This is a genomic window from Phreatobacter aquaticus, from assembly GCF_005160265.1.
Lineage (GTDB): Bacteria > Pseudomonadota > Alphaproteobacteria > Rhizobiales > Phreatobacteraceae > Phreatobacter > Phreatobacter aquaticus.
The window spans coordinates 788305-813154 of record NZ_CP039865.1; the positions used below are offsets into that span (position 1 = coordinate 788305).

The window sequence follows — 24850 nt, forward strand, 5'->3', positions numbered from 1 at the left end:
ATTGCAGTAAATCCACATCAAGGGAGTGAAACAATGATAATCGAGCGCCAGGAACAGGTGACCGAGGCCGTGCTCTCGGCCATGGCCGGAACGAGCGATCCGCGGCTGAAGCAGATCATGACCTCGCTGGTCACCCATCTCCACGCATTCGCGCGCGACGTGAAGCTGACCGAGGCGGAATGGGAGAAGGCCGTCGGCTTCGTCGTCGGCCTCGGCCAGCTCACCAACGACACCCATAACGAGGTGGTGCTGGCCTCCGACGCTGTTGGCTTCTCGACCCTGGTCTGCCTGCTGAACAACGGCGCCGAGGGCAATACCGAGACGGCCGCGGCCCTGCTCGGGCCCTTCTGGCGCATGCATTCGCCGCGCACCGAGAATGGCGGCTCCATCGTCCGCTCGGCCACCCCGGGTCCGGAACTGATCGCCAATCTCCGCGTGAAGGACAGCGCCGGCCGCCCGATCGCCGGCGTCGAGGTCGACGTCTGGCATTCATCCCCGGTCGGCATGTACGAGAACCAGGACGCGACCCAGGCCGACATGAACCTGCGCGGCAAGTTCGTCACCGACGCGGAAGGCCGTTTCTCGTTTCGCTCAGTGAAACCCGCTGGCTATCCCGTGCCGGTCAACGGCCCGGTGGGTACGCTGCTCGCAGCCCAGAACCGCCACCCCTACAGGCCGGCCCATGTTCATTTCCTGCTGTTCAAACCCGGCTTCAAGACGCTGGTGACCCAGGTCTTCGTCGACGACGACCAATATCTGGAAAGCGACGTGGTGTTCGGCGTGACCAAGTCTCTGATCGGCGGCTTCAGCCGCAATGGCGACAGCTACGGGCTGGACTACACCTTCACGATGGAGCCCGGCGAAGCCGTGCTGCCGGCCCCTCCGATCAAGTGAGCTGATCCCATGTCCCGTTCCCCCGCTCTGACCGACAAGGTCGCCGTCATTCTCGGCGGCTCCGGCGGCATCGGCGCCGCCGCGGCGAAACTGTTCGCCGACGAAGGCGCAACCGTCGTCGTCACCTATCGCTCCGACAAGGCCGGCGCCGAGGCGCTTGTGGCCTCGCTGCCCGGCAAGGGCCATCTCGCAGCACCCGCGATCATGGAGGATTCGTCCTCGCTTCAGGGGCTGGCCGGACTGGTCGAAAGCAAGCTCGGCCGCACCGATATCCTGGTGAATTCAGCCGGCTACACGAAACCGGTTCCCGCAGGCGATCTTGAGGGTCTGACGGACGATTTCATCGACGAGATGATGCGGGTGAACTTCCGCGGCCAGTTCGCCGCCATCCGCATCTTCCGCAAGCTCCTCGACGCCAGCGGCGATGGCCTGGTCATCAATGTCTCCTCGCTTGCCGCCCAGACCGGCCAGGGGTCCAACATCGCCTATGCCGGCGCCAAGGCGGCGCTCGATTCCATGTCCAAGGGTCTCGCCCGTGCGCTCGCACCCGCCATCCGCGTGATGACCGTGTCGCCCGGCGCCGTCGACACCGATTTCGTCCCCGGTCGCGGAGCGGAACAATTGGCCAAGATCGCCCCGACCATCCCGCTGAAACGGGTGGCGACCGTCGATGATTGCGCCAAGGCCATCGTCGCCTGCGCCACCCACCTGCCCTATTCCACGGGCTCGATCATTCTGGTCGAGGGCGGCCGCGCCCTCTGACGTCTGCCACCAAAGACAACAACGACAACAAGACTTTTCGGGAGAGACCCCCATGCGGCCCATGCTGAACAAGGTGGTGATCACCTGCGCGGTCACCGGCAATCTGACGACGCCGGACCAGACGCCCCATCTGCCGATCACGCCCGAGGAGATCGCCGATGCCTGCCTCGGCGCGGCGGAAGCCGGCGCCGCCGTCACCCACATCCATGTGCGGGAGCCGGGCACCGGCAAGCCCTCGATGGAGCTGGAATATTACCGCGACGTGGTGGACCGCATCCGGCGGATGAACCCCAAGCTGATCCTCAACATCACGACCGGCCCCGGCGGCCGCTTCGTGCCCTCCGAGGACGATCCGAAGGTCGCCGCTCCCGGCACCACCCTCGTCGTGCCGGAAAAGCGCGTCGAGCATATCGCGGTGCTGAAGCCCGAAATCTGCACGCTCGACCTCAACACGATGAATTCGGGCGGCCAGGTGGTGATCAACACCCCCGGCAATGCGCGGCGCATGGCGAAGGTCATCAAGGCAGCCGGCGTGAAGCCCGAGATCGAACTGTTCGATTCCGGCGATATCGCCCTGATGCATGACCTCCTGAAGGATGGCTCGATCTCCGGCCCCTCCATCGCCTCCTTCGTCATGGGCGTGAAATACGGCTTCCAGCCCAATCCCGAGACGGTGATCTATGCCCGCAACATGCTGCCGGCCAACACCGAGTTCACGGTGATCGGCACGGGACGCTCCTCCTTCCCCATGGTGGCGCAGTCGGTGCTCGCCGGCGGCCATGCCCGCACGGGGCTTGAGGACGCGGTCATGCTGGAGCGCGGTGTGCTCGCGCCCTCCAATGCCGCGATGGTGGAGAAGGCCCGCCGCATCGTCGAGGAGCTCGGCGCTCAGATCGCCACCACGGCGGAAGCGCGCGAGATCTTCCACCTGCCCTCGCAGGCATCCTGACTTAAGCGCGAACCCGAGGAGCCCCCGATGACCGCCCGTTCAGCGCTGAAGGCCGCCGCCACCGGTGCCATGCAGAGCCTGCGCCTGGCTGCCAAGGCCGAGACGATCGAGGCCATCCAGCCGGTGATCGAACCCCTGTCGCTCAGCCGCACCCGCGACGAGGACGTGCTGGTCGAGGTGCGCGCCGCCGCCGTCAATCCATCCGACGCCAAGGCGGCCATCGGCATGATGCCCTATGCGGTGTTCCCCCGCACGCCCGGCCGCGACTTCGCCGGCATCGTGCTGGAAGGGCCGGCCGAACTCGTCGGCCGGGAGGTCTTCGGTTCCTCGGGCGATCTCGGCATCCGCCGCGACGGCACCCATGCCACCCATCTGGTGGTCGAGGCCGCCGCCCTGGTCGAGAAGCCGGCAAACATTACCCTGGCCGAAGCCGCCGGCATCGGCGTGCCCTTCGTCACAGCCCAGGAAGGTTTCCGGCGCGCCGGCATGCCGAAGCCCGGCGAGACCGTTGTCATTCTCGGGCTCAACGGCAAGGTCGGCCAGGCTGCGGCCCAGATCGCCTCATGGCTCGGCGCCAATGTCATCGGCGTTGTGCGCAAGGCCGAGGGACACGCGGGACACGCATCGAAGCCGGTGACCGTGATCGATTCCTCGCTCGAGGACGTTGCTGCCCGCGTGCGCGAGCTGACCGGTGGGCGCGGCGCCGATATCGTCTACAACACGGTGGGCGAGCCCTATTATGAAGCCGGCACGAAGTCGCTCGCCGTCACGGGCCGGCAGATCTTCATCGCCGCCTTCAAGCAGACCGTGCCCTTCGACATCTTCGCCTTCTATCGCGGCCGCCACACCTATGTCGGCATCGACACGCTGGCGCTCTCATCGGTCGCCACCGGCGAAGTGCTGCGCGATCTGGTGCCGGGCTTTGCCTCCGGTGCGCTGAAGCCCTTCCCGATCGAGGAGCGCGCCATCTATCCGCTCGAACGCGCTGCCGAAGCCTATGCAGCCGTGCTTGGGGCTGCCCGCGACCGCGTCGTCTTCCTGCCCAACGGGTGATCCCATGCACGTCAATCGCTTCGCCGATCTGAAGCCCTACCAGTCGCCCGGCCATCACGACATGCGCATGCTGCGCATGCAGGGCCGCGAGGCCGGCCCCGCCGACGTGCTGTGGCTGGGCGTCTCCCAGCTGCTGCCGGGCGGGCACATCGATCTCTCCGGGTCTCCGGAAGAAAAGTTCTACGTCGTCCTCGAAGGGGACCTGACGGTGGAAACGGAGACCGGCTCGGCCGTGCTCTCCCAATGGGACAGCGTGCGTATCGCTCCCAATGAAAAACGGGCCTTGAAGAACCTGACCAACAAAACAGCCGTCGTGCTGCTCGCCATGCCGCTGCCGAAAGCCGCCCCATGAGCCGCACGGGCCACAGGAGGAAACCCCCATGCCTCACGACCCCAGGACGATCCACCGCCGCGCATTTCTAAGCACTGCCGCCCTCTCTGTAGCCGGCTTATCGCTCTCGTCGGGCCCGGCATCGGCTCAGGCCGCCTATCCGAACCAGATGGTTCGGCTGATCGTGCCGTTCACGCCGGGATCGATGACCGATATCCTTGCCCGCTCGCTGGCCGAGAAGCTGCGCGAGACCTGGGGCCAGCAGGTCATCGTCGAGAACCGTCCCGGCATTGCCGGCACGGGCGGCGTCGCCCGTTCGGCTCCCGACGGCTATACGCTGATGCTGACCTCCAACGGCCATGCGGTGATCCGCGCGGTCAACCGCGACGCGACCTTCGATCCGGTGAAGGACTTCACCGGCATTGCCAAGGTGGCGTCCATGCCGTCGATCCTGATCGCGCCGGCCGATGGTGAGATCCGCACGATCAAGGATCTGGTGGAGGCCGCCAAGGCCCGCCCCGGCCAGCTCAATTACGGCTCGGCGGGCCTCGGCTCGTCCACCGGCATTGCGGCCGAGGTCTTCCGCCAGGCCACCGGCACCCGCATGCAGCTCGTGCCCTATCGCGGCATGCCGGAAAGCCAGACGGCGGTGCTCAGGGGCGATTCTGCCTTCGCCTTCACCTTCTTCAATGTCGGCGGCGATCTGATCCAGGCCGGGCGCCTGCGTGCGCTCGCCGTCACTGGCGAGACCCGCATCCCGCAGCTGCCCAATGTGCCGACCTTCCGCGAGGCAGGGCTGACCGACTTCACCTATGACGCCTGGTTTGGCGTGATGGGCCCGGCCGGCATGCCGAAGCCGATGGTCGACAAGATCGCCGGCGACATCGCCAAGGCGCTTGCCGCCCCCGACATGAAGGACCGGTTCACCGGCCAGGGCGTCAACCTCGTCACCACGACGCCCTCAGCCTTCGACGCCGAGATCGCCCGCGATGCCGAACGCTACGGCCCGCTGGTGCGTCAGGCCGCCGGCGGCTGATCCATCCCATCATGGGGCGAGGCGGCCGCAAGAGCCGCCCGCCTTCTGCACACGGAAACATTCAAGGAGAGACCCATGGCCACCCATGGACTGGACCGCCGCGCCCTGCTCGCGGCAACGGCTGCATCCGCCACCCTCATCGCCGCAAGCGAGACCCGCGCGCAGACACCGCCCGCGCCGAACCCGCGCGACCGCGAGACGATCCTGATCCGCGGCGCCACCATCGTCTCGATGGATCCGGCTGTCGGCACCCTCGCCAATGGCGACATCCTGATCGAACGCGGCGTGATCCGCGCGATCGGCACCGGGCTCGCCGCACCCGCCGATGCGCTGGTGATCGACGGCGCCGGCAAGATCGCCTGCCCCGGCTTCGTCAACGGCCATATCCACCTGCCGCAGGTGCTGCAGCGCGGGCTCTCCGCCGACCATTCCTTCACCGACTATTTCCGCAACATCGTGCTGCGCTATTCCAACCGCATGACGGTGGCCGATGTGGCGCTGGGCGTGCGCGCCGGCGGCCTGGAACAGCTCTCGGTCGGCACAACCACGATCGTCGACTGGAACCGCGAAGTCGTCTCGCCCGACCATGCCGATGCCGCCGTGGAGAGCCACCTCGCTTCCGGCGCCCGCGTCGTCTTCTGCTACACGGTGCCGCTGCGCCCGCAGGACGGTTCCACGCCCAACCATGCCCGCATGATGACCCACGCCAAGACGCTGAAGGCCGGCAAGCTCGCCTCCGGCCGGGTCAGCCTCGGCGTCTGCCTGCCCGGCCCCGACTTCATGCCGCTGGAGCCGGCGCTCGCCGACCTCACCATGCTGAAGGAGCTCGGCGTGCTCACCGCCTTCCATTGCGGCGCGCCAATCTATGCCGCGCGCAAGAAGCGAACGGTGGCAACGCTCGCCGAACGCGGCCTGCTCGATGGCAATACTCAGCTCGTCCACGCCAATGATCTCGAGGCCGACGAATACAAGATCGCCGCCGACAAGGGGGCATCCTTGTCCTCGACCCCCGAGGCCGAGATGCATATGGGCCACGGCTTCGCCGCCATCGGCAAGGCGCGCGATGCCGGTCTTCCCGTCAGCCTCGGCACCGACATCCCCTCGGCCTTCGGCGGCTCCATGCTGGAACAGGCCCGCCTCGCCTATGCGGCGGATCTCGCCCTGCGCAACCAGGCCTCGTTTGCCGCAACGGGCAAACCGCCGGAGGTAAAGCCCTGGACGGCGCGGGCCATGCTGGAAGTGCTGACCATCGGCGGCGCCAAGGCCGTCGGCCTTGATCGCGTGACGGGATCGCTCACCGTCGGCAAGCGTGCCGACATCCTGCTGATCGATGGCCTCTCGGCCGGCGTCGCGCCGGTGCTCGATCCCATTGGCGCCATCATGCTGCAGGCTTCCGTCGCCGATATCGGCACAGTCATCGCCGATGGCCGCGTGCAGAAATTTGCCGGCAAACTGACGGACCCCGCCCTGCCGCAGATCATCGAGCAGGTGAAGGCCCGCTCGGCGGCCATGGTGGAAGCGGCGAAGCAGTAACGCGGGCAAGAAGCACCTCGTCGGCGCTCGCTGCCACGCGAGAGGCCCCACCCCAACCCTCCCCGCAAGCGGGGAGGGGGCTCTGATCCGCTATCGGCACGTCTGAACTCAACACCCAGCCAGCGCTGGTCTGCGACCGAAACTATCCCTGCTTAAGTCCAAGCCAATTGAGCATCCGATCGACCGGGCGCGCTCGGCCCCCTCCCCGCTTGCGGGGAGGGTTGGGGCGGGGTGTTCAGCACCATCCCTCCACCCACTCAAAACCTCACGCCGCCAGCGCTTCCCGCCCGTCATGCCCGGCAATGGTCAGCTCGACCATCTCGCCGGGCTCGACCGGCCGGGCGAGCCGCACCGCCGTGAAGTCAGGCGTGCGGCCGGTGCCGCCGATCTCGGCGAGCACCGGGAAGCTCCGCCCGACGATCCCGTCGAGATGAGCTCTCACAGCCTGTTCGCCCTTTTCGCGCAGGCGGCGCGCGCGCTCCTTCACCACATCACCCGGAACCGGCGGCATGCGCGCTGCCGGCGTGCCGGGACGCGCCGAGAACGGGAAGACGTGCAGATGCGTGAGCTCGCAGGCATCGACGATCTCGAGCGAGCGGGCGAACATGTCCTCGGTCTCGGTCGGGAAGCCGGCAATGATATCGGCGCCGAACACCATGTCGGGACGCAGGCGGCGCACATCGGCACAGAAGCGGACGACATCGGCGCTCAGGTGCCGCCGCTTCATCCGCTTGAGGATCATGTCGTCGCCCGCCTGCAGCGACAGGTGAAGATGCGGCATGAACCGCTCGTCCCCGGCAATCACATCCATCAAGTCCGGATCGGCCTCGACGGAATCGATCGACGAGATGCGCAGGCGCTTGAGCTCCGGCACGTGGCGCAGCACCGCCTTGATCATCTGCCCGAGCTTCGGCTCGCCCGGCAGGCCCTGGCCATAGCTGGTGATGTCGACGCCGGTCAGCACCACTTCGCGATAGCCGTTCTCGACCAGGCGGCGGATCTGATCGACCACCTCGCCCATGGGCACCGAACGTGAATTGCCGCGCCCGAACGGGATGATGCAGAAGGTGCAGCGATGGTCGCAGCCGTTCTGCACCTGCACGAAGGCGCGGGTGCGGCCGGCAAAGCCCTCGACCAGATGGAGCGCCTGCTCCTTGACCGCCATGATGTCGTTGACCGCGATCTTCTCGGAAGCCGCGACACCGAAATCGGGCGGGGCCGCGAGCAGCGCACCAACCTCGCTCCAGGCCTCAGGCTTCAGCTTGGAATCATTGCCGATGACCCGGTCCACCTCGGGCATGGCGGCAAACATGGCGGGATCGGTCTGCGCCGCGCAGCCCGTCACCACGATGCGGGCCTCAGGGTTGTCGCGCTTCATCCGGCGAATGGTCTGGCGTGCCTGGCGGGTCGCCTCGGCGGTCACGGCGCAGGTGTTGACCACCGTGACGTCGCCCAGCCCCGCCTTGGCCGCAAGATCGCCGATGACCTCTGACTCCGAGATATTGAGCCGGCAACCGAATGTGACGACTTCAATCCCCATGGCCTCAGGCGGCATCCGCGAACAGGGCCGCATCGAACGTGCCGACATGTTCCAGCTCGGTCGGCCCGGTCATGATGATGTGATTGTCATCCCGCCATTCGATGTGAAGCTCGCCGCCCGGCAGCGACACGGTCGCCGCACGATCGGTGCGCTTGGTGCGCGCCGCCGAGACCAGCGTGGCGCAGGCCGCCGAACCGCAGGCGCGCGTGATGCCGGCGCCGCGTTCCCACACCCACAGCACGATGTGATCGCGGCTCTTCACGGCCGCCAGCGAGATATTGGCGCGATCCGGGAAGATCGGATGGTTCTCGAGCATGGGGCCAATCTTCGGCAGGTCATAGGCATAGGGGTCGTCGACCCAGAAGATCGCATGGGGATTGCCCACCGAGACCACAGAGGGCGAATGCAGGATCGGCGCGTCGATCGGTCCGATCTGCAGTTCGATGGCGCGGGTGTCGCGGAATTCCTCGGCCAGCGGAATGTCCTGCCAGCCGAACTTCGGCTCGCCCATGTCGACGGAGAACTGGGTCTCGCCCATGCGGCGACAGGCGAGCAGGCCGGCGCGCGTCTCCACCGTCAGCGTCTTGCGGTCGCTGCCGTCCATCAGCACCCAGGCGACGCAACGCGTGCCATTGCCACAGGCGCCCGCCTCCGAGCCATCGGTGTTGTAGATGCGGATGAAGCATTCGGTGCCCGGCGTGCGCGGCTTGTGCAGCACCATCATCTGGTCGAAATGCGAGCCCTCGGCGGCAGCAATGGCGCGCGCCTCGGCGGCGGTCACCACATGGCTGGACGCGCGCAGATCGACAACGACGATCTCGTTACCGGCGCCATTCATCTTCCAGAAGGTGTGGTTGGCGAGCGGGCTCATGAGGGTCCGGGTTTCCAGGCGGCGCGATGACGCAGAAAGGGAATAGGGATAGCAGCGATCCCTATATAGGGTATCATCGTTTCGTCCAAAACCGCTGGCATGTCGGGATGGTTTCAGAAATGGCGGCTCAGGCGATTGTGAAAGCGGTCAGGCCGATCCTGCTCGGTGCGGCGCTCGCATGGGGTTTGTCGAGCGCGCCGGTGCTCAGCCAGACACCCCCAGCCGCTCCTGCTCCACCGGCTGCCGCCCAGCCGGTGCCACCACCTGCCGCCGAAACACCGCCCGCGGCTGCAACGCCGCCTGTCGCCAGTGGCGACGCGGTCGACACGTCGGGCTTCGGCGACGAGGTGACGCTGACCGCCCGGCCCGCTCTGGTGTTGAAGGGCAAGGCCAACTGGGACGACCTCTATGCCACCTTCCGCAAGGCGCTGGCCGATCTGAACGGCATTGCCCGCGCGCAGGGTGCGGTTGCCGCGGGCCCGCCAATGATCCGCTTCGTCTCCTCGACCGATGACACCGCCGACTTCGAGGCGATCCTCCCGGTCGCCCAGATCACCGGCGCGACCGACCGTTTCCTTCCCGCGATGCCCGGCATGACGCCCGGCGGCAAGGCGATCCGCTTCACCCATCTTGGCGGCTACGACACGATGGAACAGACCTACGACGAGATCGCCAATTACATCGACGAGCGTGGCGTGCAGGCCGAGGATGCCTTCGTCGAGGAATATGTCCGTGATCCCGACACGACAGCTGAAACGGAACTCGCGACCTTCATCTACGTGTTTCCGAAACAGTGACGCAGACCCATGCCAACCGCCTCTCTCGACCATCCCATGACTGAACTCGTCACGCATGGCGGGGCCGATTATCTCTCCTGCCTCGTCCAGCTGTCCAAGCTCACGCGTGCCGAGCGCTATCTGGAGATTGGAACGGAGACCGGACAATCGCTGTCGCTGATCGACTGTGCGTCGGTCTCGGTCGATCCGACCTACCAGATCAAGTTCGACGTCGTCGGGCGCAAGCCCGCCTGCCATCTGTTCCAGCTGCCGAGCGACGACTTCTTCGCGCGCCATGACCCCTCGGCATTGCTCGGCGGCAAGCTGGATCTCGCCTTCCTGGATGGCCTCCACCATTACGAGGCGCTGCTGCGCGACGTCATCAACACCGAGCGGCACTGCCGGCCAGACAGCGTCATTCTGATGCATGACTGCCTGCCGCCCACGGCCGATATGACCAATCGCGGCGGGCGCGGATCGCTGCACCCGAAGTTCCCCAACTTCTGGACCGGCGATGTCTACAAGACCGTCCAGATCCTGATGGCCTATCGGCCGGATCTCAGAATCTTCCTGTTCGATGCGCCGCCGACCGGCCTCGTCGCGGTGACCGGACTGGACCCCACCTCCACGGTGCTGGCCGATCGCATGGATGAGATTGTCGCGGAATTCGCGCCGCGCGGCGACGATCCGGCCAGGCTGCAGGCCTTCATGGCGTCGATCACGCTCACCTCGACCCAGCATCTCGTCGACCGTCGCAGCTGGAAGGCGCTGCTCGCCGGCAAATGACGGCGCGCGCGCATTGGCGAATTCGCGTTTCGCATTCTGCGATTGCGCCAACGCATTGAAAACGCGGTGGCGCAAGGGAATGTCCGGCCTATCTTCATGGACAACACGGTTAGCCGTGAACCACGGAGATCCCCCATGCGCCACAATGCCCTGCACCACGTCACCGCCATTGCCGGCCCGGCCCGGCGCAATCTCGACTTTTACACCCGCACGCTCGGCCTCAGGCTGGTCAAGAAGACCGTCAATTTCGACGATCCCTCGACCTACCATTTCTATTTCGCCGATGCGGCGGCACAGCCCGGCACCGTGCTGACCTTCTTCCCCTGGGAGCACGCCGCTCCCGGTCGGATCGGCGTCGGCCAGACGCAGGAGACAAGCTTCCGCATCCCCGAAAGCGCCATCGGCTTCTGGAGCCACCGCCTGCTCGCCCATGGCGTTGCCCATGACGCGCCGGTCAAGCGCTTCGGCGAGACCGTGATCACCTTCAGGGACCCGGACGGCATGCGCTTCGCGCTGGTCGCCGTGGCCGGCATCGAAGGTGAGGCCGCCTGGACCACGGATGACATCCCGGCGGATGTCGCGATCCGCGGCTTCCACGGCGTCAATCTGCTGCTCGCCGATGCCACGAAGACGGCCGCCATCCTCACCGGCGTGTTCGGCTTCGAGAAGGTTGCGACCGAAGGCAGCGTGACCCGCTACCAGATCGCCGACCGTCCGCTCGGCGGCATCATCGACCTGCACGAGGCCGGCGGCTTCCTGGCTGGCCGCGAAGGCGCGGGCTCGGTGCATCACATCGCGTTCCGCGCCGACGACGATGCCGACCAGGCCGCCATGGTGAAGCTGCTGACCGAGGAATATGGCCAGCGCGTCACCGGCCAGCGCGACCGCGACTATTTCCGCTCGGTCTATTTCCGCGAGCCGGGCGGCGTGCTGTTCGAGATCGCGACCGACGCGCCGGGCTTTGCCGTCGACGAGCCGGCCGACAGCCTGGGCCAGGCGCTCAAGCTGCCGAAGCAGTACGAGCCGCGACGCGCGGAGATCGAGGCCCGGCTGCCGGCGCTGGTGTGAACGGGAGTAGCAACCCCACCCCGACCCCCCCTTTGCAAGGGGAGGGGGAAGGGCGCGGCCTGAACTCCCCTCCTCCCGCTATCCTTCCCCCCGGAGGTCCCTATGACCACGCCCCTTTCCTTCGTCCATCGCTTTGAACCGGCCACCGATCCCACCCGCAAGCCGCTGCTCCTGCTACACGGCACGGGTGGCGACGAGAATGATCTCATCCCGCTCGGCCGCATGGTCGCGCCAGGTGCGGCGCTCATTTCGCCTCGCGGCCAGGTGCTGGAAGGCGGCATGCCGCGCTTCTTCCGCAGGCTGGCTGAGGGCGTGTTCGATGAGGATGACGTGCGCCGCCGCGCCGACGATCTCGCAGCCTTCATCGCCGAGGCGCGCGGGGCCTACGGCCTGGAGGCGCCCGTGGCGCTCGGTTTCTCCAACGGCGCGAATATCGCGGCGGCCCTGCTCTACCGCCATCCCGGCGTGCTGGCGGGCGCGGCACTGATCCGGGCCATGGTGCCGCTCTCCACTGACAAGCCGGCATCTCAGCCGGCGACGCCGGTGCTGATCGTCTCCGGTACGATGGATCCGATCATCCCAGCCGCCAATGCAGCGACGCTTGCGGCAAGCCTCGCCGCCGCCGGTGCCAGCGTGCAGCACGAGACGCTGCCGACCGGCCATGGCCTGGTTCAGTCCGACGTGACCCTCACCCGCGACTGGCTGGACCGGATCTGACGCCCCTCACAACGTCACCCCCGGCGAGCGAAGCGAGGGAAGGGGGTCCAGGAGTCGCGGGCACTGACCTTTCGGCCCCTAGATCCCCTTCCCTCGGCGCTGACGCGCCTCGCCGGGGATGACGGGAGTGCTAGCTGCGCGATGGCTCGACGATGATCGCCAAACAAAAAGCCCTCCGCACCGTCCGGTGCGAAGGGCCTGAAACATGTCAGCTCAGCTGGCCGTTCAGCCAGCGAACGGGTGTCAGCGGGTGACCACCACCCGGGTGCCGACGCCGACACGGTTCATCAGGTCGACCACGTCCTCGTTGAGCATGCGGAAGCAGCCCATGGAAGCGGCGGTGCCGATCGAGCGGCGCATGCCGGCCGACGTGCCGTGGATGGCATATTCGCCGCCCGCGAGAGTCAGGGCGCCTTCGCCCATCGGATTGTTGGGAGCGCCACCCGGGATCACGTCGGGCAGGGCCGGATTGGCACGCCGCACGACGGCCGGGGGCGACCAGGCCGGACGCGCGTGGCGGCCGTTGACATAGGTCTCGCCTTCCCACTGCTCGCTCTGCTTGCCGACCGCGATGCGGTAGCGGATGGCGGTGCCGTCACCCTGAACGAGATAGAGCCGGCGCTCGGAATTGCGGATGACGATGGTGCCGGCCGCGGCCGCGATCGGCGCGCGGACCGTTTCGGTACCACCGGTGGGACGCGACATCTCCCGCGCCTGACCGCGGCGGCGACCCTCGGCCGCATTGGCCAGATCGAAGGTCAGAAGAATGGCGCACACGCCCAGCGCAATGGCGGCAGCGCGCCGCCCGGTCCCAATCGTCATGACAGTCTCCCACCCCGCCGTTCCGTCCCTGGCGGTGGCCCCAGAGAAGCGGAATTGCGGTTTCTTCTGGGTTTCTGAGTGAGGAAATTTGGACGGGAGAGTCAACGAGTCGTTGCACGCTGAAATCCGGTTGTTTTGCGGTGTTGCCGCAACGCAACGCCGCGAGGCCGATTCACCCTTCATTCACCACGCAATCCGTTCAGCACTCGTCAACCATGTCCTTCAACCCCCTGCTGACCGGCCCCTCCCACACTGTGGCGAAACGGTGGAGGCGATGGTGCGGACGCTTGACGACGGCGCGGTGGCGAATCTCGACAACGACATGGGTCCGCTCCAGCGCAAATCCACATTTGCCCGCTACGGACTGGCCGTGCTGATCCTCTCTGTCATCGTGCCGGGCGCCGCGCTGTCCTTTGCCGCCTTCGCCAATCATCGCACGGCCGATTCCGCCCAAGCGGAGATCCGGCAGGCCCTGGCACCGGCCGCCGCGCCGGAGCCGATCCGCGAGGTCCTCACCTGGCGTTCGGTCCAGGCCCGCCACGGCGGCTTCGACGTCGATGCTCCCCGCTGGCGCCCGCTCGGCCTGAACAACCGCGTCCTGCGCCGCTCGGACGGCCTGTCGCGCGAACTCTTCCAGTTCGGCGAGGCGGGTTCGGCCCGCCGTCACGCCCTCATCGCGGTCGACCGCGGCGATATTCAGCCGTCAGGTGCTGCGGCCGATATCGCAGCCCTTGCTGCCGATCTCGGCATCGATGCGCGCGTGGCCTCCAATCATCAGGCGCTCGACACCAAGTTTGGCGCCATCGCCAGCGTCGACATGGCCATTGACGGCCCCGAAGGACCGAAGGCCTGCCTCGGCTTCGCGCTGCGGGCGGACGACGCCCATCTGAGGGTCTCGGGCTGGGTCTGCAATGCAGGGCCGGAAATCGTCAGCCGCGCCGATACCGCCTGTTTCGTCGACCGCCTGGTGACCATCGGTGCCGGCGATCCGGCGGTGGCCAACGTCTTCGCCAAGGCGGAACTCCGGCGCGCGCTGTGCCCGCAGAACCAGCCGACCGTCGACCTCGGCCCAATGACGCTGCGCACCCGCAAGCTCTGACAAGGCGCGTCCCGCGACGACCCATCGGCACATCTGGATCATCCGCTTAACCGGCTGTTAACCACGTTCGTTAACATTGGGGTTACCAACCCTGATGGAGACGCCCGTGGACACGAGTACGGTCAGTTCCGTTTCAACCACCCCGGTGGCCATCGCAACGCGCCCCACCAGCGCGACGCGACCGACCGTTGGCCAGACCCGCGACAAGCTCGCGGTGCCGAACAAGACTTCCGGTGTCAGGGTCAGCCTGACACCCGAGGCACGTCAGCACCTTTCCCGCCTGGAAGCCTTCACGGCGACCATCGGCACGCCGAAGCAGCCCAAGACCATGGGCCCGCCCGGCATGAGCCTCGACATGAGCGCCTGACCGTTTCGGTCACGTCGCGAATACGAAAAAAGCGAGGGCCCAGGCCCTCGCTTTTTGTTTGGACCTGAGGAGCGGAAGCCCTTAGCGGGCGAGGTGCTCGAGTTCCTTCAGAATGGCCGCGCCCATGGCGGTGGTGCCGATCACATGGGTGTTGTCCGACTTGATGTCGGCGGTGCGCAGCCCGCTGGCCAGCACATTGGTCACGGCCTTGTCGAGCATGTCGGCGGCCTCGATCGCCTGGAACGAATAGCGCAGCGCCATCGAGAACGACGAGATCGTCGCGATCGGGTTAGCAGCACCCGTGCCGGCAATGTCCGGGGCCGAGCCATGGACCGGCTCGTAGAGCGCCTTGCGCTTGCCGGTTGCCGGGTCCTCGGCGCCAAGCGATGCCGAGGGCAGCATGCCGAGCGAACCGGTCAGCATGGCGGCGACGTCGGAGAGAATGTCGCCGAACAGGTTGTCGCAGACGATGACGTCATACTGCTTCGGCCAGCGCACCAGCTGCATGGCGCAATTGTCGGCCAGCACGTGCTCGAGCTCCATGCTGGCGAATTCCGCCTTGTGGATGCGGGTAACCACCTGCTTCCACAGCACGCCGGATTTCATGACGTTGTGCTTCTCGGCCGAGGACACCTTGTTGCGGCGGGTCTTGGCGAGCTCGAAGGCGACGCGGGTGATGCGCTCGATTTCGGACGTCGTGTAGACCTGCGTGTCGACCGCGCGCTGCTGGCCGTCCTCCAGCGTCACGATCTCCTTCGGCTCGCCGAAATAGACGCCGCCGGTCAGCTCGCGCACGATCAGGATGTCGAGGCCCTCGATCACGTCCGGCTTCAGCGAGGAGGCCGCCGCCAGCGCCGGGAAGCAGATGGCCGGACGCAGGTTGGCGAACAGGCCGAGAGCCTTGCGAAGCCGCAGGAGGCCGGCTTCCGGGCGCTTGGAATAGGGGACATCAGCCCATTTCGGGCCGCCGACCGAGCCGAACATCACGGCATCGGCGGCCTGCGCCAGCGCCATGTCGGAATTGGAGATCGCCTCGCCATGCGCGTCATAGGCAGCGCCGCCGACCAGACCGCGCTCGATCTCGAACGAGGCGACGCCCTGCTTGCCGAACCAGCCGACGATCTTCTCGACCTCGCCCATGACCTCCGGGCCGATGCCGTCGCCGGGCAGGATGAAGAGCTTGTGGGTCGCCATGGTCTTAGGTCCTCAGGGTCGGTGCGCGGACTTGCGGAATGCTGCGGGGGCTTTAGCGCCAAGTCGCTTGCCGAGGCAAGTCAGCCCTCGGTCTTTGCGCGTCAGCGATGCCATGCCGATTGGCGAAAGCCCCACCCCTTGCTGCTCTGCCAAGCGGCCGGGAACCTCGGACACGTGCGTGGGGAGGTCGCCGTCTGTGGGGATCAGGCCCCTGGTCCATGGCCTGAGCAACACCGCCCGCCTCAAAGCACAAAGGGCGCGCCCATGACCCCTGGAGGTCCCGGACGCGCCCTTCGAAAGGCTATTGGAGCAATCGCGCTTATTCGCCGGACGAGGCGACCTCGTCTTCGGAAATGCGCGGAGTGCGGCGCTTGCGCGGCGCCTTCACAGCCGGAGCGGCATCCTCAACGGCGGCCGTCACCACGGATGGTGCGCCGCCGGTGATGAAGGCCGGCAGGCCAAGAGCCACCTCTTCGGTGCGCGGCGCCGGCTGGGGCGCAGGAGCGCGCGGAGCAGCGGACGGGGCTGCCGACGGCGCGCCCTGGGCATCGCCCACGGAACCGCCATCCTCGCCCTCGAAGTCGCGACGGCCCTGGCGCTCGGCGAACCGCTCGGCACGGCGGCGCTCGAAACGCTCGCGGCGGGTCTCGAAGGGACGGCCATCACGGCCGGCTTCGCCCTCGGCGCCAGCGGCGGCCTCCGGCTGGTCACCGGCGGGCTGCGGCTGCTGGTCGGGCTGGAAGCGCGGGCGATCGCGGTCGGGGCGATCCTGGCGGTCGCGGTCCTGGAAGCGCGGGCCGCCGTTCGGGAAACGATCCCGGTCCGGCCGATCACGGCCCTGGAAGTCGCGCTGGCCACCCTGGAAGTCGCGGCGATCGCCACGATCCGGACGGTCGCCACGATCAGGGCGATCCCCACGATCAGGACGGTCGCCCTGATACTCGCGGGGCTGGCCCTGGAAGTCGCGCTGGCCGCCACCGAAATCGTTGCGCGGCTGTTGCTGGGGCGGCAATTCCGGCCTCACGACGACAGGCGACTCGAAGCGCTTGTCGAACATCGAGGCGAAATCGTCGTCATCCTCGCCGTCGTCGCTCTCGTCCTCGGTGACAGGCTGCCCGTCCGCACGGAACGCCGGCGGCTGGCGCTGCGCTTCCTGGGCGGCGGCGATGAGACGGAAATAGTGTTCGGCATGCTGGAGGTAACTCTCGGCCGCAACCGGATCGCCCGAGGAATGGGCGTCGCGTGCAAGCTGGAGATATTTCTCTGCAATGTGCTGAGCGGTTCCCCGGATTTTCACATCCGGACCGTTGGACTCGTAGCTTCGCGACAGCGGATTGGGACCCTTGCCGCCGCGAGTACGCCCACGCAGGCGCTTGTTGTTACTGTTTCTCATGTCGATCCTTTGTCGACCTCCTCAAGGGCTCGCAGCTCATGTCGCGGCGCGCCCGGGATTTCTGTTGTCCGCAACCGACTGAACCGGAAAGCCCTGAGGCCGGTCCTCGTCTCATGCGGCGCTTGGTGATCGTGCTGGAACAGGACACGGGCACCTGCCCGGTCTCATGCGCGTCATCCGCGCTCGGTTCTCTTCACGGGTTCGGTTCGTGGCGCCCCAGCGCCTCGGTTCCGACGTTCTCAACCCCACCAGACCTGATTGGTATCGTTGACCGACGCGCGGATGTCACCCTAGACCGCGTCGATTCCCATGACCCGCAAACTAGCGACTCGCCGCGATGATTCCAAGCGGAATCTGCGAAAATCCTTGGGTGATCAAGGCGCGGGGTTACCGCGCATCTGATGGACCGCGTCGACCTTCGCCAGCACGTCCTCGGAGAGCACCGTCTCGCCCGCATCGATGGCGATCTTCAACTGCTCCATCGAGGTCGCGCCGATGATCGTCGAGGTGACGAAGGGCCGGCTCATGACGAAGGCGATGGCCAGCGTCGCGCCGTCGATGCCGGCCTCCCTTGCCACCTGGAGATAGTCCTTCACGGCCTCGTTGGAGCCCGGCTTCTCATAGCGCTGCTGGCGGTTGAACAGCGTCACGCGGGCGCCGGGGGGCCTCGCGCCATCGAGATATTTGCCGGTGAGGAAGCCTTGTGCCAGCGGCGAATAGGCGAGCAGGCCCACCTGTTCGCGCATCCACACCTCGGCCAGTGCCGTCTCGAAGGTGCGGTTCATCAGGTGATAGGCGTTCTGCACCGATTGAACGCGCGGCTTGGCACCGATCTCGCTCTCCTTGAGGAACGACATCGTGCCCCAGGCGCTCTCGTTGGACAGGCCGATGAAGCGCACCTTGCCCGCCTTGACGAAGCCGTCGAGCACGTCGAGCTGCTCGGCGATCGAGGTCTCGTCGCCACGGTCGGCCCAGATCGTCGGGTCGAACCGGGTCGGATTGGCGCCGAACGGCGCCGGGCGCTCCGGCCAATGCAGTTGGTAGAGATCGACATGGTCGGTGCCGAGCCGGGTCAGGCTCTGTTCCAGCGCGATGGTCATCTGCTGGCGGTTGAGGCGGGAGGGTGCCTTGTCCGGCCGCATCCAGTCCATGGCGCCGGCGCCGGCGATCTTGGTCGCGAGAAAAATGTCGTCGCGCTTGCCCCGCGCCTTCAGCCAGGAACCGATGATCTTCTCGGTCGCGCCATAGGTCTCGGGCTTCGGCGGCACCGCATACATCTCGGCCGTGTCGAAGAAGGTGACGCCCCGCGACACCGCATAGTCCATCTGGGCGTGGCCCTCGGCCTCGGTGTTCTGCTGGCCGAAGGTCATGGTGCCGAGGCACACGGCGGAAACGCTCACGCCGGTGCGGCCGAGAGGACGGTGCTGCATGGGATCAGTTCTCAATTGTCTGGAAATTCAGTCTGGTTAGGCGAGGTGACGGCAGAGCGTCAACCACCACGGCGGCGGCGCACCTCTGCAAGAAGCTCCAGCACCTTGGGCTGGGTGCCGGCCACCATCACATCCACGCCGCGGGCATTGGGGTGCATGCCGTCAGCGAGCTGGAGAGCGGGCGTCGCTGCCACACCTTCGAGAAAGAACGGGTGCAGCAGCAGCCCATGCTTGGCCGCGAGATCGGGAAAGATCGCGTTGTAGGCGCGGCCGTAATCCTGGCCCATGTTCGGCGGCGCCAGCATGCCGACCAGCAGCACATCGATCTTGCGGGCTTTCAGCCGCTCGATGATCGTCTCCAGATTGCGCCGGGTGATGGCGGGATCGATGCCGCGCAGCGCGTCATTGGCGCCGAGCGCGAGGATCACTGCATCGACGCCATCGCCGATCGCCCAGTCGAGCCGATCGAGCCCGCCGGTGGTGGTGTCGCCGGACACGCCGGCATTCTCGATTGCGACATTCTGCCCCGCCGCCTTCAGCGCCGCCTGCAGCTTGACGGGGAAGGCATCGCCGGGCGGCAGCTGGTAGCCGGCCGTCAGGCTATCGCCAAATGCCACAACGGAAATCGGCCGCTGCGCCTGCGCGGCGACCGCGCTTGAAAACAGCGCCAGCCCAAGCGCGGCAAGGCTCGAGATCACGGATATGCGATAAGCTGTCGGCAAGGGGCGCCCTTTCCAAATCCGGCCTTTATCGCCATCTAGGGACACTTGTGCGCTGCCGCAATCGGCTTGGCGTCACGATGTCATGATGGACGAGCCGATGGACATGCCGACGGATACCGCGCCGCCCTCCCTGAGCATGCCCGTGATGGGCGACGCAGACCGCTCCATCGACCTGGACCGGATCGAGCTGTCGCTTGGCCGCGGCGCGTCGCGCGTCCATATCCTGAAGGGCGTCAGCCTTGCCGTCGCGCGCGGACAGAGCGTTGGCCTGGTCGGTCCGTCCGGCTCCGGAAAATCCACCCTGCTCATGGTGATGGCCGGCCTCGAAAGACCCGATTCCGGCACGGTGACGGTCGCCGGCGAGGTCATCTCGAAACTTGGCGAGGACGACCTCGCGCGCTTTCGCGGCCGCCATGCCGGCATCGTGTTCCAGTCCTTCCACCTGATCCCCACCATGACCGCGCTGGAGAATGTCGCGGTGCCGCTGGAACTTGCCGGGGACGCCAGCGCCTTCGACAAGGCGGCGGCAGAACTGGAAGCCGTCGGCCTTGGCCAGCGCTTCAACCATTACCCGGCCCAGATGTCGGGCGGCGAGCAGCAGCGCGTGGCACTGGCCCGCGCCCTGTCGGTGCGCCCCGCCATCCTGTTCGCCGACGAGCCGACCGGCAATCTCGACGAGACCACCGGCAAATCGATCATCGAGCTGATGTTCGCCATGCAGCGCGACCGCGGCACCACGCTGGTGCTGGTCACCCATGACCGCGCGCTTGCCGAGCGCTGCGACCGCGTCGTCCGGCTCCGCTCCGGCGAGATCGTCGAGGATACGCTCACCAGGGGTGCGCGGGCATGACCTCCCTGGTCGCGCGCCCGTCGCGCATGCCGACAGCCATCCGCCTGGGCTTGCGCGAACTGCGCGGCGGCATTCGCGGCTTTGGCATTTTCATCGCCTGCATCGCGCTGGGCGTTGCCGCCATTGCCGGTGTTGGATCCTTCGCCCGTGGCCTGGTCGAGGGTCTGGGCCGTGAGGGCCGGGTTATCCTCGGCGCCGATGCCTCCTTCCAGGTGCTGCATCAGGAATTGCCGAAACCGGTGGTCGACGCCCTGACGGCTCAGGGCACGCTCGCCACCATGGCGACAACCCGTGCCATGGCCCGCATCGCCGCGGGACGCTCGTCGCTGGTCGAGCTCAAGGCCGTTGATCCTTCCGCCTATCCGCTGATCGGCACGCTCGGCATCGAGCCCGCCGGCACCGCCGCCGACCTCCTCGCCATGAAGGACGGCCGTTACGGCGCGCTGGTGGAATCGGCGCTGCTTGCCCGCCTCGACCTGAAGGTCGGCGATCCCCTGATCCTCGGCGAGCTCACGCTCACCATCAAAGGCGTGCTGCGCCAGGAGCCCGATCGCCTGGCCGGTGGCATCGGCTTCGGGCCCCGGCTGATGATCTCGCTCGACGCGCTGCGCACCAGTGGTCTGATCCAGCCGGGATCGCTGATCCGCTGGCTCTACCAGCTCAGGCTAGACCAGCGGCTGGCCGGCGACACCGAGGTGCGCCGGGTCGTCGCCGACATGCGCACGCGCTTTCCGGAAGCCGGCTTCGACGTTCGCACGCGGATGAACGCCTCGCCGCAACTGGCCACCCAGGTCGAGCGCTTCTCGCAATTCCTGACGCTGGTTGGCCTCACCGCCCTCTTGGTCGGCGGCGTCGGCGTCGCCAATGCAGTGGCAAGCCTGGTCGACCGCAAGCGCGATGACATCGCCACGCTGAAGGCGCTGGGCGCCACTGGCGGCACCGTGTTCATCGCGACGCTGACCCAGATCGGCGGCCTCGCCCTGCTCGCGACCCTCATCGGCCTTGCCGCCGGTGCCGCCCTGCCGAGCCTGATTGTCGGCGCCATCGGCACGCGGATTCCGCTCCCCATCGCCACCGGGCTCTATCCCGGCGAGCTCGCGACTGCCGCCGGCTATGGTCTTCTGGTGGCGCTGGCCTTCGCGCTCTGGCCGCTTGGCAAGGCCCATGACGTGCCGGTCTCGGCGCTGTTCCGCGACACGGTGGATGCCGATGGCCGCCTGCCGCGCTGGCGCTATCTGGTGGCGACCGCAGCAGCCCTTGGCGCTCTTGTGGTGCTCTCGGTTGTCGCCTCGTTCAATCCGCGCCTCGCACTCATGTTCATGCTGGGCGCCGCCGGCATCTTCGTGACGCTGCGCCTGGTCGCCTTTGCCATCATGGCGGTGGCGCGCCGCCTGCCCCACCCGCGCCATACAGGCCTCAGGCTCGCCATCGGCAACCTGCACCGCCCCGGCGCGCTCACCCCCGCCGTCGTCCTGTCGCTCGGCCTTGGGCTGACGCTGCTGGCTGTCATCGGCCTGGTCGATTCAAGTTTCCGCCGGCAGATCGAGAGTGCGCTGCCGGCGCGCGCACCCGCCTTCTTCTTCGTCGACATCGCCAATTCCGAAGTGCCGCGCTTCGACGCCTTCATCGCGGCCCGCGCGGGCGAGGCGAAGCTTGAGCGTGTGCCCATGCTGCGCGGTCGGTTCGTCCGGCTTGGTGGCCGTCCTGTCGAGGAGATCCGCGCCCGCGAGGACATCCGCTGGGCGCTGTCCGGCGATCGCGGCATCACCTATGCGAGCGAGCTTCCGCCGAACTCCGAGCTTGTCGAGGGCCAGTGGTGGCCGGCCGACTATGCGGGGCCGCCGCTCGTCTCCTTCGACCAGCGCATGGGGGCCGGCTTCGGCCTCAAGATCGGCGACGAGGTGACGGTCAACGTGCTCGGCCGCAACATCACGGCGAAGATCGCCAACTTCCGGGCGATCCACTGGGACAATCTCGGCATCAATTTCATTGTCGTGTTCTCGCCGAACACGTTCCGCTCGGCGCCTCACACCCATATGGCGACGCTGACATTCCCGACTGACCGCCCGGCGGCCGACGAAGTTGCCCTCCTGCAGCAGATGGCCACCGAGTTCCCGGCCGTCACCACGGTCCGCGTCAAGGATGCGCTGGAAGCCGTCGGCCAGCTGGCAACCCAGATCGCCACCGGCATGCGCGGCGCAAGCCTCGTGACGCTGATCGCCTCGATCCTGGTTCTGGCCGGCGCACTCGCGGCCGGTCATCGCTCCCGCGTCTATGACGCGGTGATCCTGAAGACGCTCGGCGCCACCCGGCCGATGCTGATCGGAACCTATGCCATGGAATATGCCGTGCTCGGCACGGTCACCGCCCTGTTCGCGGTCGGCGCCGGCAGTGTCACGGCCTGGCTGGTCACCACGCAGGTGATGAACATCCCCTTCGTCTTCTCGCCTGGCACGGCGTTCGGCGTGGTCGGTTTCGCAGTCGTCGTGACCGTCGGCTTCGGCCTGCTTGGCACATTCCGCGCGCTTGGCGAAAAGCCCGCGCCGGTCCTGCGCAATCTCTAGAGGGCGGGCGCCAAATACCTCCCAAGACTTGGGTTACTGCGACAATCCGCCCTCGAAATCCTTGGCAGCGCCCGCGAAAGCGCGACATAGAGCCGCGCCGCCAGTGAATCCGGCCGGCTATGCAGGGCGCGGTCTTGTTTCTGCCGCCATCTCAGCCATATTCCGCAGCGTATGAGATGCGCTGAGTGCGCGTCCCGCCCAAGGGAAAACCAGAGGTTCTTCCAATGTCGAATTACGATCCCAACGCCCAGGCCTATGGCGGCTATGGCTATGGCCAGACGGCGGCCTACTCCCAGGCCCAGATCGACCAGGGCCTCCGGTCGTATATGGTTGGCGTCTACAATTACATGATGATCGGCCTGGCCATCACCGGCCTTGCCGCACTCGGCATCTACATGCTGTCGGTGACTGGCGACGCCTCGCTTGCCGCCCGCGGTGCTCGCGGTGGCGCGCTTGCCGTCTCGGCTGGCCAGTTCCTGACGCCGTTCGGCGCCTTCCTGTTCACGAGCTGGTTCAAGTTCGTGGTCATCCTCGCGCCCCTCGGCGTGGTGATGCTGCTGTCGTTCCGTGCTGACCGCATGAGCGCGCCCGCGGCGCAGATGACCTTCTGGCTCTACGCAGCCCTGGTCGGCGTCTCGATGACGACGATCCTGCTGGTCTATGCCCACACCTCGGTCGCCCGCGTGTTCTTCATCACGGCTGCCTCGTTCGGTGCGCTGTCGCTCTACGGCTACACCACCAAGCGTGACCTGTCCGGCATGGGCACCTTCCTGATGATGGGCCTGTTCGGCCTGATCATCGCCTCGCTGGTGAATATCGGCATTGCCGCCTTCACCGGTCAGGCTTCCACCATGCTGCAGTGGATCATCTCGGTTGTCGGCGTTCTGATCTTCGCGGGCCTCACCGCCTACGACACCCAGAACATCAAGAACGAGTACATCTACAGCCTGTCCTACGCCTCGGACGGCTCGATCATCCAGAAGGCCGCCATCTTCGGCGCCCTCCAGCTCTACATGGACTTCGTCGGCATGTTCCAGTTCCTCATGTCGCTGCTCGGTTCGCGCAACGAATAAGGACGGCCTGACAGTTCAGGGCTTATCCAGAACCCCCGGTCCCAGGACCGGGGGTTTTGTTTTGAGCGCCGCGCAGGCCCTCTTGCCTCCCCCGGGCTTTCCCGCATTCAGTTTGGAACCTGTCCCGCCACTCGCGGGTTCGAGCACCGGGGTGGCCGATGTACCTTGCGATCAGGATCTGCTGGGAGGCCGTCAACCATTTCCTGGAAGACGATGGATGGGCGATTTCCAGCCACATCGCACTCTCCGGCCTGATGTCGCTCTTCCCGTTCCTGATCGTCGTCACGGCGCTTGCCGGCTTCTTCGGCTCCAGGGCCTATGCCGACGAGGTCACCCAGATCCTGCTGGAGGCCTGGCCGCCAACGGTCGCAGAGCCGATCGCCCGCGAGATCAGCCTCGTCCTCACGACGTTTCGCACCGACATCCTGACGCTTGGCGTGTTCCTCGCGATCTACTTCTCCTCGAACGGGGTCGAGGCGCTGCGGGTCGCGCTCAACCGCGCCTATGAGGTCCGCGAGCAGCGCTGGTGGTACATGCTGCGCCTGGAATCGATCATCTTCGTGCTGATCGGCGCGGCCGCCCTTCTCGTGGTCGCCTTCCTGGTCGTGCTCGGGCCTTTGCTCTGGCAGACCGCCGTGCGCTTTCTTCCCGGTCTCGCGCCATTCGGCTGGATTGTCGTGTTCATCCGGGTGGCGGCCGCCTCGGTCGTCATCGTCGCGTCGCTGACGGTCGTGCATCTGTTCCTGCCCGCGGGACGGCGGCGGTTCAGCGATGTCGCGCCGGGCATCGCGGCCACCCTCGTGCTGTGGCTGATCGGTGGTTCGCTGTTCGGCAGCTATATCGCGAGCTTCGCGCAGAACTACGTCAACACCTATGCCGGCCTCGCATCCGTCATGGTGGCGCTGGTCTTCTTCTACTACACCGCCGCCATCTTCGTGATCGGCGGCGAGATCAACGCCGCCATCTGGCGCACGCGCGGCAAGATCATCTGACCTCGCGCCCAGGCGCTTCCCCCGGCCT

General features: G+C 66.9%; 24 protein-coding genes. 17 read left to right on the forward strand and 7 right to left on the reverse strand.

Annotation, left to right across the window (positions count from 1 at the left end; all coding sequences use genetic code 11):
• The first annotated feature begins 33 nt into the window (after positions 1 to 33).
• The 7 genes from E8L99_RS03585 to E8L99_RS03615 all read left to right on the forward strand — a co-directional run bounded on the left by E8L99_RS03585 (position 34) and on the right by E8L99_RS03615 (position 6558).
• Complete coding sequence (locus tag E8L99_RS03585; protein ID WP_137098259.1) at positions 34 to 894, forward strand: dioxygenase family protein; 861 nt, start codon at positions 34 to 36, stop codon at positions 892 to 894.
• A gap of 9 nt (positions 895 to 903) precedes the next feature.
• Positions 904 to 1656, forward strand: a complete 753-nt coding sequence (locus E8L99_RS03590; protein WP_137098260.1) for an SDR family NAD(P)-dependent oxidoreductase — start codon at positions 904 to 906, stop codon at positions 1654 to 1656.
• A 61-nt stretch (positions 1657 to 1717) separates the two neighbouring features.
• On the forward strand, positions 1718 to 2605 hold the full coding sequence (locus tag E8L99_RS03595; RefSeq protein ID WP_137101936.1) for a BKACE family enzyme: 888 nt from the start codon (positions 1718 to 1720) through the stop codon (positions 2603 to 2605).
• Between the two features lie 27 nt (positions 2606 to 2632).
• Positions 2633 to 3658 (forward strand): quinone oxidoreductase family protein, encoded by a 1026-nt coding sequence (locus E8L99_RS03600; protein WP_137098261.1) that lies wholly within the window; start codon positions 2633 to 2635, stop codon positions 3656 to 3658.
• Positions 3659 to 3662: 4 nt separating this feature from the next.
• Positions 3663 to 4010: a cupin domain-containing protein gene (locus E8L99_RS03605; protein ID WP_137098262.1), complete on the forward strand. Its 348-nt coding sequence runs from the start codon at positions 3663 to 3665 to the stop codon at positions 4008 to 4010.
• A gap of 28 nt (positions 4011 to 4038) precedes the next feature.
• Positions 4039 to 5025 (forward strand): Bug family tripartite tricarboxylate transporter substrate binding protein, encoded by a 987-nt coding sequence (locus tag E8L99_RS03610; protein WP_137098263.1) that lies wholly within the window; start codon positions 4039 to 4041, stop codon positions 5023 to 5025.
• 75 nt (positions 5026 to 5100) lie between these two features.
• Positions 5101 to 6558, forward strand: coding sequence for an amidohydrolase family protein (locus tag E8L99_RS03615; protein ID WP_137098264.1), 1458 nt, complete (start codon positions 5101 to 5103; stop codon positions 6556 to 6558).
• A gap of 265 nt (positions 6559 to 6823) precedes the next feature.
• Here E8L99_RS03615 and mtaB read toward each other — a convergent pair whose 3' ends face one another.
• Both mtaB and dapF read right to left on the reverse strand, forming a co-directional pair.
• Positions 6824 to 8098, reverse strand: coding sequence for a tRNA (N(6)-L-threonylcarbamoyladenosine(37)-C(2))-methylthiotransferase MtaB (gene mtaB / locus E8L99_RS03620; RefSeq protein ID WP_137101937.1), 1275 nt, complete (start codon positions 8096 to 8098; stop codon positions 6824 to 6826).
• Between the two features lie 4 nt (positions 8099 to 8102).
• Entirely contained in the window at positions 8103 to 8969 is an 867-nt protein-coding gene (gene dapF, locus E8L99_RS03625) for a diaminopimelate epimerase (protein WP_137098265.1), read from the reverse strand.
• 119 nt (positions 8970 to 9088) lie between these two features.
• Here dapF and E8L99_RS03630 point away from each other — a divergent pair, with 119 nt between their 5' ends.
• The 4 genes from E8L99_RS03630 to E8L99_RS03645 all read left to right on the forward strand — a co-directional run bounded on the left by E8L99_RS03630 (position 9089) and on the right by E8L99_RS03645 (position 12316).
• Positions 9089 to 9766, forward strand: a complete 678-nt coding sequence (locus E8L99_RS03630; RefSeq protein WP_137098266.1) for a GyrI-like domain-containing protein — start codon at positions 9089 to 9091, stop codon at positions 9764 to 9766.
• A gap of 36 nt (positions 9767 to 9802) precedes the next feature.
• Positions 9803 to 10531, forward strand: a complete 729-nt coding sequence (locus tag E8L99_RS03635; RefSeq protein WP_168201556.1) for a class I SAM-dependent methyltransferase — start codon at positions 9803 to 9805, stop codon at positions 10529 to 10531.
• Between the two features lie 135 nt (positions 10532 to 10666).
• Positions 10667 to 11599, forward strand: coding sequence for a ring-cleaving dioxygenase (locus E8L99_RS03640; RefSeq protein ID WP_137098268.1), 933 nt, complete (start codon positions 10667 to 10669; stop codon positions 11597 to 11599).
• Between the two features lie 102 nt (positions 11600 to 11701).
• Entirely contained in the window at positions 11702 to 12316 is a 615-nt protein-coding gene (locus tag E8L99_RS03645) for an alpha/beta hydrolase (RefSeq protein ID WP_137098269.1), read from the forward strand.
• A 243-nt stretch (positions 12317 to 12559) separates the two neighbouring features.
• Here the strand turns inward: E8L99_RS03645 and E8L99_RS03650 are convergent, their stop codons facing one another.
• The gene (locus E8L99_RS03650) at positions 12560 to 13138 is read right to left on the reverse strand and encodes a L,D-transpeptidase (RefSeq protein WP_137098270.1); all 579 of its coding nucleotides are present in this window, start codon (positions 13136 to 13138) and stop codon (positions 12560 to 12562) included.
• Between the two features lie 277 nt (positions 13139 to 13415).
• Between E8L99_RS03650 and E8L99_RS03655 the strand changes: the two genes are divergently transcribed.
• The gene (locus E8L99_RS03655; protein WP_168201557.1) at positions 13416 to 14237 is read left to right on the forward strand and encodes a hypothetical protein; all 822 of its coding nucleotides are present in this window, start codon (positions 13416 to 13418) and stop codon (positions 14235 to 14237) included.
• Between the two features lie 106 nt (positions 14238 to 14343).
• Positions 14344 to 14604 (forward strand): hypothetical protein, encoded by a 261-nt coding sequence (locus E8L99_RS03660; protein WP_137098272.1) that lies wholly within the window; start codon positions 14344 to 14346, stop codon positions 14602 to 14604.
• 81 nt (positions 14605 to 14685) lie between these two features.
• Here E8L99_RS03660 and leuB read toward each other — a convergent pair whose 3' ends face one another.
• The 4 genes from leuB to E8L99_RS03680 all read right to left on the reverse strand — a co-directional run bounded on the left by leuB (position 14686) and on the right by E8L99_RS03680 (position 19343).
• Entirely contained in the window at positions 14686 to 15798 is a 1113-nt protein-coding gene (leuB, locus tag E8L99_RS03665; protein WP_137098273.1) for a 3-isopropylmalate dehydrogenase, read from the reverse strand.
• Between the two features lie 319 nt (positions 15799 to 16117).
• On the reverse strand, positions 16118 to 17191 hold the full coding sequence (locus E8L99_RS03670) for a DUF4167 domain-containing protein (RefSeq protein WP_137098274.1): 1074 nt from the start codon (positions 17189 to 17191) through the stop codon (positions 16118 to 16120).
• A gap of 374 nt (positions 17192 to 17565) precedes the next feature.
• Positions 17566 to 18621, reverse strand: a complete 1056-nt coding sequence (locus E8L99_RS03675) for an aldo/keto reductase (protein ID WP_137098275.1) — start codon at positions 18619 to 18621, stop codon at positions 17566 to 17568.
• A gap of 59 nt (positions 18622 to 18680) precedes the next feature.
• Positions 18681 to 19343: an arylesterase gene (locus tag E8L99_RS03680; RefSeq protein ID WP_391527471.1), complete on the reverse strand. Its 663-nt coding sequence runs from the start codon at positions 19341 to 19343 to the stop codon at positions 18681 to 18683.
• Positions 19344 to 19479: 136 nt separating this feature from the next.
• Here E8L99_RS03680 and E8L99_RS03685 point away from each other — a divergent pair, with 136 nt between their 5' ends.
• From E8L99_RS03685 to E8L99_RS03700, 4 genes are all read left to right on the forward strand, one after another.
• Positions 19480 to 20193, forward strand: a complete 714-nt coding sequence (locus E8L99_RS03685) for an ABC transporter ATP-binding protein (protein WP_391527482.1) — start codon at positions 19480 to 19482, stop codon at positions 20191 to 20193.
• Complete coding sequence (locus tag E8L99_RS03690) at positions 20190 to 22757, forward strand: ABC transporter permease (RefSeq protein ID WP_137098276.1); 2568 nt, start codon at positions 20190 to 20192, stop codon at positions 22755 to 22757. The genes E8L99_RS03685 and E8L99_RS03690 overlap by 4 nt, the downstream gene beginning before the upstream one ends.
• Positions 22758 to 22981: 224 nt before the next feature.
• Positions 22982 to 23830 (forward strand): Bax inhibitor-1/YccA family protein, encoded by an 849-nt coding sequence (locus E8L99_RS03695; RefSeq protein ID WP_137098277.1) that lies wholly within the window; start codon positions 22982 to 22984, stop codon positions 23828 to 23830.
• A gap of 158 nt (positions 23831 to 23988) precedes the next feature.
• A complete protein-coding gene (locus tag E8L99_RS03700; protein WP_137098278.1) occupies positions 23989 to 24822 on the forward strand; it encodes a YihY/virulence factor BrkB family protein in 834 nt (277 codons plus the stop codon).
• Positions 24823 to 24850 lie beyond the last annotated feature (28 nt).